Annotated in this window: 12 protein-coding genes; 4 read left to right on the forward strand and 8 right to left on the reverse strand. The window is 73.7% G+C overall.

From position 1 onward, the window contains the following. Positions 1-26: 26 nt before the first annotated feature. From M4486_RS16025 to M4486_RS16060, 8 genes are all read right to left on the reverse strand, one after another. Complete coding sequence (locus M4486_RS16025; protein ID WP_249478279.1) at positions 27-1,427, reverse strand: copper resistance CopC/CopD family protein; 1,401 nt, start codon at positions 1,425-1,427, stop codon at positions 27-29. A gap of 7 nt (positions 1,428-1,434) precedes the next feature. After that, positions 1,435-2,133 carry a YcnI family copper-binding membrane protein gene (locus M4486_RS16030; protein ID WP_249478280.1) on the reverse strand — a complete coding sequence of 233 codons (699 nt, stop codon included), beginning with the start codon at positions 2,131-2,133 and terminating at the stop codon, positions 1,435-1,437. Positions 2,134-2,196: 63 nt separating this feature from the next. Next, complete coding sequence (locus M4486_RS16035; protein WP_249478281.1) at positions 2,197-2,754, reverse strand: DUF5134 domain-containing protein; 558 nt, start codon at positions 2,752-2,754, stop codon at positions 2,197-2,199. Between the two features lie 83 nt (positions 2,755-2,837). After that, the gene (locus M4486_RS16040) at positions 2,838-5,183 is read right to left on the reverse strand and encodes a heavy metal translocating P-type ATPase (protein WP_249478282.1); all 2,346 of its coding nucleotides are present in this window, start codon (positions 5,181-5,183) and stop codon (positions 2,838-2,840) included. Continuing rightward, entirely contained in the window at positions 5,183-7,105 is a 1,923-nt protein-coding gene (locus tag M4486_RS16045; RefSeq protein ID WP_249478283.1) for a cytochrome c oxidase assembly protein, read from the reverse strand. Before M4486_RS16045 ends, M4486_RS16040 begins: the two co-directional genes overlap by 1 nt. Before the next feature lie 10 nt (positions 7,106-7,115). Next, complete coding sequence (locus M4486_RS16050) at positions 7,116-8,030, reverse strand: M48 family metalloprotease (protein ID WP_249478284.1); 915 nt, start codon at positions 8,028-8,030, stop codon at positions 7,116-7,118. Then, positions 8,027-8,413: a BlaI/MecI/CopY family transcriptional regulator gene (locus tag M4486_RS16055; RefSeq protein WP_249478285.1), complete on the reverse strand. Its 387-nt coding sequence runs from the start codon at positions 8,411-8,413 to the stop codon at positions 8,027-8,029. The genes M4486_RS16050 and M4486_RS16055 overlap by 4 nt, the downstream gene beginning before the upstream one ends. A gap of 66 nt (positions 8,414-8,479) precedes the next feature. Next, on the reverse strand, positions 8,480-9,097 hold the full coding sequence (locus tag M4486_RS16060) for a TetR/AcrR family transcriptional regulator (protein WP_249478286.1): 618 nt from the start codon (positions 9,095-9,097) through the stop codon (positions 8,480-8,482). 144 nt (positions 9,098-9,241) lie between these two features. Between M4486_RS16060 and M4486_RS16065 the strand changes: the two genes are divergently transcribed. The 4 genes from M4486_RS16065 (at position 9,242) to M4486_RS16080 (ending at position 13,247) form a co-directional block, all read left to right on the forward strand. Next, the gene (locus tag M4486_RS16065; protein WP_249478287.1) at positions 9,242-9,811 is read left to right on the forward strand and encodes a hypothetical protein; all 570 of its coding nucleotides are present in this window, start codon (positions 9,242-9,244) and stop codon (positions 9,809-9,811) included. A gap of 73 nt (positions 9,812-9,884) precedes the next feature. Beyond that, the gene (locus M4486_RS16070) at positions 9,885-10,721 is read left to right on the forward strand and encodes a nucleotidyltransferase family protein (protein ID WP_249478288.1); all 837 of its coding nucleotides are present in this window, start codon (positions 9,885-9,887) and stop codon (positions 10,719-10,721) included. Next, complete coding sequence (locus M4486_RS16075; protein WP_249478289.1) at positions 10,718-11,956, forward strand: galactokinase; 1,239 nt, start codon at positions 10,718-10,720, stop codon at positions 11,954-11,956. The genes M4486_RS16070 and M4486_RS16075 overlap by 4 nt, the downstream gene beginning before the upstream one ends. Before the next feature lie 31 nt (positions 11,957-11,987). After that, on the forward strand, positions 11,988-13,247 hold the full coding sequence (locus tag M4486_RS16080) for a glutaminase (RefSeq protein ID WP_249478290.1): 1,260 nt from the start codon (positions 11,988-11,990) through the stop codon (positions 13,245-13,247). The last annotated feature ends 13 nt before the right edge of the window (positions 13,248-13,260 follow it).

Raw genomic sequence — 13,260 nt, forward strand, 5'->3', positions numbered from 1 at the left:
CCTACGGGCGGGGCGTGGGCGTTCGATCACGCGGCCCCGGACGTCGCCGGTGCGACCGGCGCGTCGACCTGGGCGGACTCCGTGCCGCTCATCGATTCCATCGAGTGCACGTGGGGGCTGAGGTTCACGAGCAGGCCGGTGACGGCCAGCACCCCCAGCAGCAGCGCGGCCTCGCGCCGCATGATCCGCAGCAGGCGCTCCCAGGGGGCGTCGGCCGAGGCGATCGCCGGCAGCAGGCGGGTGCGGTTCCACGCCGCCAGCCCCACCGCGACGGCGACGACCACGAGCTTGACGAGCAGCGTGCGACCCCACGCCGAGGTCACCAGCGCCGACGGTGTGTCCAGGATCAGCACCGCCATCGTGGTGCCGCTGGCTGCGAGCACCAGCACGCTGACCAGCGCCACGAGGGAGAACCGCCGCACCACGGCCACGCCCTCCGCGGCCGCCGAGTGCCGGTGCAGCACCGTGAGCATCGCGATCGCCGCGAGCAGCCCGCCCGACCACACGGCGCCCGCGAGCAGGTGGGCGACATCGGCGACGAGCATCAGGGGACGCGGCGCGATGGACGCAGAATGGCCGACGAGCACCGGGGCGACCATGGCCAGCAGCGCGCCCGGCACGGAGAGCGCGGGCCTGCGCGCCCCGCCCGCCCCGATCACCAGGGCGGCCCCGAGGACCACGGCGCCGGCTCCGACGACGGGCGGGGCGGAGAGCCCCGCGCCCATGCGCGTCCAGCCGGCGGCCTCGGCGGCGGTCACGGGGACGAGGAGGACGGCCGCCGCGGCGGCCACCAGCGCGAGCCCCCGCAGGGCCCTCGTCGCCCGACCCGAGGCCATCACGGCCCGGGCCGCCGCGCCGCGCGCCACGAGCACGGAGCACAGCAGCATGCCCGCCATCACCAGCAGCGAGAGGTACTCGGCCACGGTGAGGACCGGGACCAGCGTGGCCGCCCCCGCGCCCGGTTCCTCGTGCGCCGCGGTATCGGTGCCGGCGCCGGCGTCGGCACCGGTGTCGGAGCCGGCGGACGGCGCGGCAGGGATCGTGGAGGGGGCGCCGACGGAGAAGTCGAGGGTCCCCGTCACCGGATGCCCGTCGGCCGAGACCACCCGATAGGTGAGCACGTAGCTGCCGTCGGGGAGGTCCGAGGGCAGCGCGGCGAGCACGTCGTCGTCGCGCGAGTGCGCCTCGAGGGTCGTGGAGGTGCCGTCGGGGCGGGTCAGGCGGGTCTCTCCGTCGATCGGCCGCACGTGCTCGTCGAAGGTGAGGGTCGCCGAGGCGGGGGCGTGCTCGAGGACGGTCCCGTCGGCGGGGCTGCTCGACTCCAGCTGCGCGTGGGCGAGCGCGGGAGCCGCTCCGCCGAGCATCAGCAGCAGGCCGAGGATGCTCCCGAGCAGCACCCGCAGTGCAGGGATCCGGAGGTGCGTCACGACGGGATCAGCGCCTCCTGCGCACGGTGATCAGCGCCGCCGCGCCGCACAGCAGCCCGAGCGCGCCGATCACGAGGCTGGTGACGACGAGCGCGGTGGTCGTCCCGTCGAGCGCCGCCTGGGGCTGGGCGACGGCGGTCGCGGTGGAGGACTCATCGGAGGCCGCGACGGAGACGGAGGGCGCCGGGGACTCGAGGTCGTCCTCGCTCTGCCCCTTCTTCGGCACCTGCGTCCACGCGGTCTCGCCCTTCTCGCAGGTCTGGGTGGTGGGGAAGGTGAGCGTGGTGCCCGCGGCGTCCTCGGGGATCTGCAGGGAGAGCTCGAAGCTGTCGCGCTCGCCGTCGGGCAGCGGGGTCTTCGCCGTGTACACGACCTGGGCGTCGCGCTCGGTGACCTCGTTGCCGTCGGCGTCGGTCTCGGGATCGGCGAGCTTCTCGCGCTTCGTCGTGACGTCGTAGTAGGGGTTGCGCGTGGGCGTGACCTCGTCGACCCCCTCGGGCAGATCGATGGCGACCTTCGTGGTGGCCGAGCCGTCGCAGCCGTGCGGAACGCTGAAGGTGACCACGGTGTACGCGCCGGCGGTCGTGTCCGCGGCGCTCGCGGTCACGTGCGCCTGCGCGGCCGCGGGCACGGCGAAGGCGAGCCCTGCGGCGGCGAGGCCGAGAGCTGCGCGGAAGGGGAGTCGGCGTGCGGTGTTCGCAGTCATGGCTGTCCTCGAGGTGGGGGGATCGGCAGGGATTCGGATTCGGACGGGGATCGGATGGGTCGATCAGTGCAGCAACATGAGCCAGCAGGCCAGGGCCATGGCGAGGTCCATCGCTGCCATCATCCGCAGGCCCGCGCGCGGGCCGGGCGACTCGTGCGCCTCCGCCAGCTGCAGCAGGCCGGAGACCGCCAGCGCGCCCGTGAAGGCCACGCCCAGCAGGCCCGCGCCGGTCGGCAGCATGGTCATCGAGTGGGTGCTCGAGCCGGGATCGGCCGACATGGTCACCACCATCCAGACCATCGCCAGCATCATCACCGCGTGCTGGCCCTGGTGCAGCGGGCCGTGGACGCTCGCGTCCGTGCGGCCCTCTGCGAGCTGCAGCAGGGCGAGCAGGGCGAACCACGCGGTCGCGACGGCGAACAGGATGATCTGAGGGAGCGCCGGGAGCGCGTTCCACCAGGACCAGGACATGGCGACCATGACGACGCACATGAGCACGTGCAGGAGGTCGCCCACGAGGTCGACGGGCCGGTCGCGATGGCGCACCGCGCGCGCGAGCGCATGGACGCCGAGCGCGGCGAACACGATGCTGAGCGCCACCGCGCCGATCGTCCCGTGCATCCCGCTCCGCCCGTCGTAGTTCTACGTTCTGTAGAGAACACTAGGGCCGGCCGACGGGGGCCGCAAATCGACCGGCGGCGCGCTCAGCGCCCGGAGCGCCCCGAGCGCCCGGAGCGCGGCCGCCGCGAGCGGAAGTTCTGCAGGCGCAGCGAGTTGTGCACGACGAACACCGAGGACAGCGACATCGCGCCCGCAGCGATGAGCGGGTTCAGCAGGCCGATCGCCGCGATCGGGATCGCCGCCACGTTGTAGCCGAAGGCCCACACGAGGTTCGTGCGGATGGTGCGGTTGGTGGCCCGGGAGAGCGCGATCGCGTCGATCACGGCGAAGAGGTCCTCGCGCACCAGGATGATGTCCGAGGACTTCAGGGCGACATCGGTGCCGGTCACCATGCCCAGCCCCAGGTCCGCCGCGGCCAGCGCCGCGGCGTCGTTGATGCCGTCGCCCACCATCGCCACCGAGTGGCCCTCGGCGCGCAGCTCCTCGATCGCCGCGGCCTTGCCCGTGGGCAGCACGCCCGCGCGCACGTCGTCGATGCCGAGGTCCGCGGCCGCGCGCCGGGCGGCGGCCTCGGAGTCGCCGGTGAGCAGCACGGTGCGCAGTCCCGCCTCGTGGAGGGCGGCGATCGCACCGCGCGCATCGGGCTTGATCTCGTCGGCCAGCACGATCGCGCCGACGGCCGCGCCCTCGCGGGCGACGAGCACCGCCGAGCGCCCGGAGGCCTCCGCCTCGCGCACCGTCGCCGCGAGGTCCGCGGGGACGGCGACGCCGAGGCTCTCCATGTGCGCGGGGCTGCCGACGGCCACCTGCGCGTCCTCGATCACGGCCTCGACGCCCAGCCCGGGGGTGACGTGGAAGTCGCGGGCCTCAGGGACGTCGCCCACGCGGCTCGCCGCGTGCTCGCGGATGGCCGTGGCCACGGCGTGCTCGGAGGAGGACTCGGCGGCCGATGCCCAGCGCAGCACCTGCGCGGCGCTCGCCCCGCCCGTCACCACCACGCGCTCGACGCTCGGGGCGCCGACCGTGAGCGTGCCGGTCTTGTCCAGGACGACGGTGGTCACGGTGCCGCTCGCCTCGAGGGCGTCCTGGCCCTTGACGAGGATGCCGAGCACGGCGCCGCGCCCCACGCCCACCATCAGCGCGGTGGGCGTCGCGAGGCCGAGCGCGCACGGGCAGGCGATGATGAGCACGCTGATCGCGTTCGAGACGGCGGTGGCGACGTTCGCGCCCAGCAGCAGCCAGACGCCGGCGACGAGCACGCTGAGCACGAGCACGACCGGCACGAACACGCGCACCACGGCGTCGACCGTGCGCTGCACGTCCGCCTTGCGGACCTGCGCCTGCTCGGCGATCGCGGCCATCTGGGCGAGCTGCGTGTGCGCGCCGACGCCGGTCGCCCGCACCACCAGCAGCCCGTCGGTCGAGACGGTGCCGCCCACGACCTCGTCGCCGATCCCGCACGTGCGCAGCACGGACTCGCCGGTCATGGCGCCCGTGTCGAGCGCGGCCGAGCCCTCGACGATCTCCCCGTCGGCCGGGACGGTCTCGCCGGGGCGCACCACGAGCAGGTCGCCGCGGCGCAGCTGATCGATCGCGACCATGGACTCGGAGCCGTCGCGGCGCACGCGCGCCTCGCTCGCCCCGAGCGCGGTGAGCGCGCCGAGGACGTCGCCCGCGCGGCGTCGGCTGCGGGACTCGAAGTAGCGCCCTGCCAGCTGGAACGTGGTCATCCCCGCCGCGACGTCGAGGTAGAGGGCGTCGGCCCCGGCCGGTGCGCGCCCGAAGCCGAGCCAGAAGCCGTCCTGCGGCTCGAGGCCCACGAGCATCGAGACGATCGCCCAGCCGAAGGACACCGCGATCCCGATCGAGACCAGCGTGTCCATGGAGACCGCACCGTGGCGCAGGTTCCGCAGCGTCATCCGGTGGAAGGGCCAGGCAGCCCAGGTGACCACGGGGATCGCGAGCAGCACGCACAGCAGCGCCCAGCCCGGGAACCGCCACTGCGGCACCAGCGCGAGCACGAGCGAGACGTCCATCAGCGGGATCGTCAGCAGCGCGGCCGCGATCAGCCGGCGCCGCAGCGAGGTGATGCGCATCTCCGTCGCGCGGCGCGACCAGGTGTCGTCGGCCTCGTCGTGCACGGCGGCGTCGTAACCGGCGGCGCGGATCAGGGTGATCGCCTCGTCCGGGGCCTCGATGCCGGTGACCAGGGCGCGCTCGGTCGCGTAGTTCACCGTCGCGGAGATGCCGTCGGCCTTGTTGAGCTTGCGCTCGATGCGGTTCGCGCACGCCGCGCAGGTCATGCCGGAGACGTCGAAGCTCCAGCGCTCGGCGGGGTCGATCGGGCCGGGAGCGGTCGAGGGGGTGGTCGAGGGGGAGGCGGAGTCCCCGTCGGCGGGCGTCCGGGACTCGAGCACGGGCGGTGTCATCAGCTGCCCTTCCTGTCCGAGAGCTTCTTGAGCATCTCGTTGTACGCGTCGAACTCGTCGTCGAGCCCGCGATCCATGTGGCGGTCGCGGCGCCGGGCCTCGACGTCGTCCTGCCGGGCCCACTGCACGCCGAGCGCGATGATCGCGATCACGAGCGGCACCTCGCCGCCCGCCCAGGCCACGGACCCCGCCACCTGCTGGGAGTGGGTGAGGTCCGCCCACGGCAGGTCGAGGTAGGTGTAGTAGGTCTCCGCGAGGATCGTGGAGCTCGAGATGATGGCGACGCCGAAGAAGGCGTGGAACGGCATCGCCGCGAGGATGTAGCCGAGGCGGCCGATGTGCGGCAGCGGCCGCGGCGGCCGGTCCACGCCGATGATGAGGCTGTAGTAGAGGTAGCCGACGAGCAGGAAGTGCAGGTTCATCAGCTGGTGCGCCCAGTGGTAGCGCATCATCAGCCCGAACAGCGGGGAGAAGTACAGGCCGTAGTAGCTGCCGATGAACACGATGAACACGAGCGCCGGGTGGTACACGGTGCGCAGCACAGACCAGTTCAGCGCCTGCGTGATCCAGGCGTGGACGCCCACGGTCCGCGCGTGCGCCGCCGAGGCGCGCAGCATCAGCGTGATGATCCCGCCCTGGACCAGGAAGATCGGGGCGAGCATGCCCAGGCTCATGTGCACGGCCATGTGCACGCCGAAGTCGGGCGCCGAGTAGCGGCCGATCCCGCTGTTGGTCGCGAGCAGCACCACCAGCCAGCCGGCGATCCAGAAGATCGTGCGCGAGAGCGGCCAGCGGTCCTCGCGCCGCCGCAGCGAGACCACCATCGCGAGGTACAGCACGATCATGCCGAGCGAGAGCACGCTGAACAGCAGGTTCAGCCGTCCGGTGGAGACCAGCACCTCGGCCGAGGGCGCCTCGGGCACCTCGTAGCCCATGAACACCTCGGGGATCGAGGTGGGCATGAAGTACTGCGGCGGCGGGATCCGCAGCATCGCCGCGCCGGCGCCGAGCACCGCGAGCAGCAGCACGCCGAGCGCCGCGACGCGTCGGCCCCCGAGGGGCCCCGAGCCCCGCACCAGCAGCAGCGCGCCCATCGCGAGCAGCAGCAGGATCCGCACGCCCTCGAGCGCCGCGGTCGGTGTTCCGAGCGCGCCGGCGCCCTGGAGCTTGAACCAGGCGAGGAAGACCTCGAGCACGAGCGCCGCGGGCACGCCGATCCGCGCCAGCAGGCGCAGGCGGCCGCGGTCGGTCTGCGGGGCGCCCGCCGCGCCGAGGATCGCGTCGATCAGCAGCGGGGCGAGCAGCAGACCGATCACGAGGGTCTGCAGGGTGCCGGCGTCCGAGCCCACGTCGTGGTTGGGGCCGACGAGGATCTGCCCGACGACGACCGGCGCGAGGATGCCGATGCAGCTCGCCCAGAGGGCCAGCAGGAGGGTCGCCCAGCGGGTCGCGAGGAAGGCGGTGAGGACGACGACGAGCGCCGCGACCGCGGTGACCGTCCAGGCCCGCGGCATGTACCCGAACGAGTACACCCGCAGCATCGTGTCGGGGCTGATCACCCGCGACAGCGCCAGGCCGTTGGTGTCGGCGGCGCTCGCGACGATGCTCGCGAGCGAGAGCACGCACCAGCTGATCGAGGAGACGAGCAGCGCGGTGAGGTCGGGCGCGGACTGCACGCGCCGCGCGGTCCTGCGGGTGCGTCCGTGCAGGAAGGCGACCGTGACCAGGGATCCCAGGGTGAGCACTCCCGCGAGGGCGGCCGCAGACTCGACGAGCCCCGCGACCATCGCCGTGGTCGCCCCCGGGTACTCGCGGTGGATGGAGGTGAAGAGCTGCTCGCCGAGCGCGGCGTCGGCGATCAGCGGCGGCACGCACACGAGCGCGACCGCCACGGCGATCCACGCGACGACTCGGGTTCTCACGCCGAGAACTCTACTTCGTGTAGACGTTCCCGGCCGGGCCGGGAAGGGGTGCTGGAGCCGAGGTCACACGGTCCTCCGCGCCGCGGGCGGCGAGGCGCTCGGCGCGCACCAGCAGCGCCGGCGAGGCCACGAGGGCGTGGGAGGCGCGCAGTCCCGCGAGCAGACGCCCCTCGCCGACGGCGCGGGCGGCGGCATCGTCGGCCGCGAGCTCGGTGAGCAGGTGCACGCGCCCCACCAGCAGGCGGCGCAGCGCGGAGCGCCGGGGCAGGCACGCGGCGTGCCAGGCGCACAGCCGCCGCATCTCCGCATGGCGGCCGCGCAGGTGGGCGACCTCGTGGGCGAGGACGCCGCGCAGCTCGGCGGCGGTGAGCGCCTCGCGGGCCTGCCGCGACACCGTGATCTCGGGGTGGCGCCCGCCGATCGCGTGGGCGATGAGGCGCGGGTCGTCGACCTCGTAGAGCACCGCTCCGGTCTCGGCGTCGAAGGCCATGCGCACGGTGGCGGGGGAGCGGTGCGCGAGGGGGCGAGCGGTGCCGGCTCCCTCCGCGTCGAGCAGGGCGTCCTCGGCGGCGGCGTCGGCATCGGCGGCGGTGCCCTCGCCCGATGCGCCCCGCCCCTGGCCTCCGAGCGCCATCGCGGCGAGCACCCCGGCGCCGCCCAGCCCGATCCAGGCGAGCAGCGCGAGCGCGAGCGCACGCGCCGACGCGGAGACCGAAGCGGCCCCCGTCGGCCCTGCGAAGGCGACGAGCAGGCCGGCGGCCAGGACCGAGCCGGCCGCGAGCGCGAGGCCCGCCGCGCCGACGCCGAGCCACAGCCCGAGCGCGAGCCGCGGATGCCAGACCTGCCAGCGGCCCGCGACGAGCGGGAGCACGGAGGCCGGCGCGCACAGCAGCGCCCCGGCGAGCACGAGCAGCAGGACGATCACGAGGCGGCGCCCCGCGGGCGGCGCGCGTCGATCGCGCTGCGCATGAGCTCGATGTCCTCCCTGCTCAGCGTGTCGGCGAAGGCGAGGAGGGCGCCGCGGCGGTCGTCGGCCTCGTCGAGGGTCTCGACCATGTCGCGGGCGTGCGCCTCGGCGCTGCTGACGCGCGGGCGGAAGCGCACCTTGCGCGGGGAGATCGCCTCCCGCTCGACCATCCCCTTCTCCTCGAGGCGCGTGAGCACCGTGAGGACGGTCGTGTACGCGGGGACGGGGTCGGCGAAGGTGCCGAGGATCGCGCGGGCGCCGAGCGCCTCGTCGGCCTGCCAGAGGGCACGCATGACGAGCGCCTCCAGGGCGCCGTTCGAGCGTGCGCGCACGCCTGCCATGGGCGGATCTCCTCGGGTGGACGGGGTGGGGACGACCCGCGCAACTCTACACGGCGTCGTGGACCGTCAGCGCGGCTCCGCGGACGCGATGACGGAGGCGAACGCGGCCCCCAGCGCGTGCGCCACGGTCGAGGGTTCGCCGACGTAGCCGTTCACCATCGCGCCGTCGCGCAGGAGCATGAGCTCGCGCGCGATCTCCGAGGGTCGCGATGCGCCCGCTTCCTTCGAGATCTCCTCGAACTGGCCGACCATCCATGAGCGCTGGGAGTGGACCACGGCGCGCACAGGATCGTCCGGATCGGCGAACTCGGCGGCGGCGTTGATGAACGCGCATCCTCGAAAGCCCGGGCTGCAGCTCGCCGCTCCGATCCCCGCGGCGAGCTCCCGGAGGGTCCTGTCGGGAGCGCCCTGGATGCGCAGACCCGTCAGCCACGCCCTCTCCTCGGCCGCCTGCTTCTCGAGGTAGGCGACCACGAGATCGCTCTTGGTGCGGAAGTGGCGGTAGAAGGTGACCTTGGTGATGCCCGCCGACTCGATGATGCGGTCGGCGCTCGTGGCGCGGATGCCCTGGGCATAGAAGAGGCCGCTTGCGCTCTCGAGGATGCGCTCGCGGGTCTGCGTGCGCCCCGCTCTCTGCGTCGAGTGCGTCGCGGTCGACGACGGAGGGGTCCCGGCCTGTCCCATGAGAGACCTCGCTTCCTGCGCTGATGCGCGCCGAGAGTCTATGTTGCCTCATGTAGACGAACTAGTTACTCTACCGAATGGCGGGCTTCGGAGCTCTCCCGCGACAGGCATTCCGCCGCGCGCATCGCAGACAAGGAACTCGTCATGGCACAGAACGCCCTCCCCACCTCCGCAGTCCCCGCATCGGTCGCCGCAGCGCTGCGCGGCCTCTACCTGGTCCGCTTCGTCTTCGCGCTGGTCTGGGCGCTCGTGCTGTTCGCAGTCGGGACAGGTCCCGTGCTCGTCCCACTGCTCGTGATCTATCCGCTGTTCGACGCGGCCGCGGTCCTCTGGCAGCTGCGTCGCACGGAGCCCGGTGGGGGCGGGCGCCCAGCAGAGCGCGTGAACATCGGGGTCAGCGTGGTCGTGGCCGTCGCGGTCGGCATCGCGGCCGGGATCTCGCCCGCGAGCGCTCTGGTCGTCTGGGGGCTCTGGGCGATCGGTGCCGGGGTGCCCCAGCTCCTCGCGGCAGTCCGTCGCAGGCGACTCGGTGGGCAGGTGCCGCAGATGCTCAGCGGTGGCATCTCCGTCCTCGCCGGTGCGTCCTTCCTTCTGCAGGGCCTCCACGGCTCGTCCGCGCTCACCTCCGTGGGCGGTTACGCCGTCCTCGGAGGCATCTTCTTCCTGGTCTCCGCCCTGAGGCTGCGCCCCGCCGGGCGAAACCGAGCGGCCTGACCGGAGACGGATCGCGCGCGCCGGCGTGCGTTCTTCCCGGCCCTCCCGCGTGAAGCCTTCTACACTCGTCCCCGTGAGCGCGACGACGACGAGCCCTGCCGCCCCGGTGACCCGTGCCGTGATCCTCGCCCGCGGGCTCGGCACCCGCATGCGGAGGGCCGACGACGGCGCGCAGGTCGACGAGAAGCAGGCCGCGGTCGCCGCGAGCGGGGTGAAGGCCCTCATCGACGTCGGCCGCCCCTTCCTCGACTTCGTGATCAGCGCCCTCGCGGACGTCGGCGTCACCGACGTGTGCCTGGTCATCGGCCCCGAGCACGATGTGCTGCGCGAGTACGCGGAGCGCACGAGCGGGGGCCGCGTCACCGTCACCACCGCCGTCCAGGCCGAGCCTCGCGGCACCGCCGACGCGGTCGCCGCCGCCCGCGACTTCGCCGGCGACCAGCGCGTGATCGTCCTGAACTCCGACAACCACTATCCGGCCGACGCCCTGCGCGCCCTCGCCGCCGCTCCCGGCAGCGCCCTCGTCGGCTTCGACCGCGAGGCCCTCGTCGCGCAGTCGAACATCCCCGCCGAGCGCATCCGCGCCTTCGCCCTCGTGGACGTCGACGCCGACGGCCGCCTGCGGGACATCGTCGAGAAGCCCGACGAGCAGACCCTTGCCGCTTTCGGCGACGACGCCCCCGTCTCCATGAACGCCTGGCTGTTCACCCCCGGCATCTTCGAGGCCTGCGCACGCATCGACCCCTCCCCGCGCGGCGAGTACGAGGTGATCGACGCCGTGCGCCGTCAGGTCGCGGGCGGCGAGGTCTTCACCGTGGTGCCCGCCGCCGTGGGCGTGCTCGACATGTCCTCGCGCGGTGACATCGCCTCGGTCCAGGAGGCGCTCGCGGGCATCGAGGTGCGCCTGTGACCGCGTCCTCCTCACTGCCCGACGAGGTCGCCTGGTTCGTGCCCGGCCGGGTCGAGATGCTCGGCAAGCACACCGACTACGCCGGCGGGCGCTCCCTGCTGGCCGCCGTCGACCGCGGCCACACCGTCACCGCACGCGCCCGCGAGGACCGCATGCTGCTGGTCACGAGCTCCATCGCCCGGGAGACCCTCGAGATCGACCTCGACGCCGAGCCCTCCGGACGGCTCGGTGCGGGCCACTGGTCCGGGTACGTGCGCACCGTCGTCGACCGGCTGCGCGCGAACTTCCCCGGCCGCTCCCGGGGCGCCGAGATCAGCATCGAATCGGACCTGCCGCTCGCGGCCGGGATGTCGAGCTCCTCGGCGCTCGTCGTCGGCCTCGCCCTCGCCTACGGCGAGCTCTGCCGGATGGGCGACGAGCCCGCCTACCGGGAGGTCGTCACCGATCGCGAGCGCCTCGCCGAATACCTCGGCTGCGTCGAGAACGGCCAGAGCTACGGCCCGCTCGCCGGCCACCGCGGCGTGGGCACGTTCGGCGGCAGCGAGGACCACGTCGCGATGCTGTGCGGCCGCGAGGGACAGATGGTCCAGTACTCCTTCTGTCCCGTCGGCTTCGAGCGCGCCGTGCCCTTCCCGGAGGACCGCGCCCTGGTCATCGCCGTGTCCGGGGTGCAGGCGGAGAAGACCGGATCCGCCCTCGAGCACTACAACCGCGTCTCCCTCTCCGCGCGGGATATCGTGGGCATCTGGAACGAGCGCACGGGCCGCCACGACGCCACGCTCGGAGACGTCGTGGCCGCCGACCCCGGCGCCGCTGACGAGCTGCGCGCCCTGATCGACCCCGGCACCTACCTCTCCGCCCGCCTCTCCCAGTTCCTCGAGGAGTCCGAGCGGATCATCCCGGCGGCGACCGACGCGCTCGCCGCCGGCGACCTCGCGACCTTCGGGAGCCTGGTCGACGAGTCGCAGCAGCTCGCCGAGGAGGGCCTGGGCAACCAGACCCCCGAGACCGTCGCCCTGCAGCGCCTGGCCCGCGAGATGGGGGCCGACGCCGCCAGCGCCTTCGGCGCGGGCTTCGGCGGCAGCGTCTGGGCGATGGTCCCCGCCGAGCGCGCGGACCGCTTCGCCGTCGACTGGGTGGACCGCTACGCGGACACCTTCCCCGTCGCCGGGCGCGCCGCGACCTGGCTCGTCACCCGTCCGGGACCGCCCGCCCACCGGGTGCGGAGCAGCTGAGCACCCATCCGACCCCGCCCCAGGAGGCACCATGCATTCCCCCGTCGGCGAGTACCTCCAGCAGATCCTGTCCGAGTGCGCGGCCGACGACGGCGCCGTCGCCGACTACATCCCCGAGCTCGCCGCGGCCGACCCCGACCACCTCGCCGTGGCCCTGTGCACCCCCGACGGCACCCTCTACAGCGCGGGGGACGCCGAGCGCCGCTTCACCATCCAGTCGATCTCCAAGCCCTTTGCCTACGCGCTCGCGCTGCGCGACCACGGCATCGACGCGGTGCTCGAGAAGGTCGGGGTCGAGCCGTCGGGCGACGCCTTCAACGAGATCAGCCTCGAGGAGCGGACCGGCCGCCCCGAGAACCCGATGATCAACATCGGCGCCATCACCACCCACACCCTCGTCGGCCCCGCGGACCTCGACGAGGACGCCCGCACCGCCCGCGTCATCGAGGGCCTGGGCGCCTTCGCGGGCCGCGAGCTCGCGGTCGACGAGGACGTCTTCGCCTCCGAGATGTCCGAGGTCTGGCGGAACCTGGCGCTCGCCTCCCTGGTGCGCGCCAACGGCATCATCTCCGGCTCCCCCGAGGAGGCGGTGCGCGGGTACACGCGCCAGTGCGCGGCCCTCGTCGACGTGCGCGACCTGGCGGTGATGGGCATGACCCTCGCCCGCGGCGGCACGAACCCGCTCACCGGCGAGCAGGTCGTCCCCGAGGAGGTCGCCCGCCAGGTGCTCTCGGTGATGACGAGCTGCGGCATGTACGACGCGGCGGGGGACTGGCTCTCCGCCGTCGGCATCCCCGCGAAGTCGGGCGTCGCCGGCGGCATCCTCGGCGCGCTGCCGGGGCAGGTGGGCGCGGGCACCTTCTCCCCGCGCCTGGACCGCTTCGGCAACTCGGTGCGCGGGGTGAGGGTCTTCGAGCGCCTGAGCCGCGACATGAACCTGCACCTGATGCGGATCCCCGAGCCGTCCCTCGAGGTCATCGGGCGCCGGGAGAGGACCCTGCGCGGCCGCCGGCTGGTCGTGCTGCAGGGAGCGATGGACTTCGCCTCGGCGGAGATGGCCCTGCGGCACTTCGAGCGCATCGACCCGAGCGAGGGCGACGTCGTGGTGGACATCGGCATGGTCTCCACCCTCAACGACGTGGGGCGCCGCATGCTCCACGAGGGCCTCGCGCGCCTCGCGGCCGACGGGCACCGCGTGATCGTCGTCGACCCCCACGGCCGCCTCGGGGATCTCGGCGGCGGGCGCGTCCCCTACATCGCGCGCGTGGTGCCCGACCGCGAGGGGATGTAGGGCCGTCCCGACC

This window comes from Brachybacterium kimchii (assembly GCF_023373525.1).
Classification (GTDB): Bacteria; Actinomycetota; Actinomycetes; order Actinomycetales; family Dermabacteraceae; genus Brachybacterium; species Brachybacterium kimchii.

Bases quoted from the DNA above. Each gene is read 5' to 3' on its own strand.
- M4486_RS16030 (WP_249478280.1), bottom strand. From the start codon at position 2,133: ATGACTGCGAACACCGCACGCCGACTCCCCTTCCGCGCAGCTCTCGGC.
- M4486_RS16035 (WP_249478281.1), bottom strand. From the start codon at position 2,754: ATGCACGGGACGATCGGCGCGGTGGCGCTCAGCATCGTGTTCGCCGCG.
- M4486_RS16040 (WP_249478282.1), bottom strand. From the start codon at position 5,183: ATGACACCGCCCGTGCTCGAGTCCCGGACGCCCGCCGACGGGGACTCC.
- M4486_RS16055 (WP_249478285.1), bottom strand. From the start codon at position 8,413: ATGGCAGGCGTGCGCGCACGCTCGAACGGCGCCCTGGAGGCGCTCGTC.
- M4486_RS16060 (WP_249478286.1), bottom strand. From the start codon at position 9,097: ATGGGACAGGCCGGGACCCCTCCGTCGTCGACCGCGACGCACTCGACG.
- M4486_RS16065 (WP_249478287.1), top strand. From the start codon at position 9,242: ATGGCACAGAACGCCCTCCCCACCTCCGCAGTCCCCGCATCGGTCGCC.
- M4486_RS16080 (WP_249478290.1), top strand. From the start codon at position 11,988: ATGCATTCCCCCGTCGGCGAGTACCTCCAGCAGATCCTGTCCGAGTGC.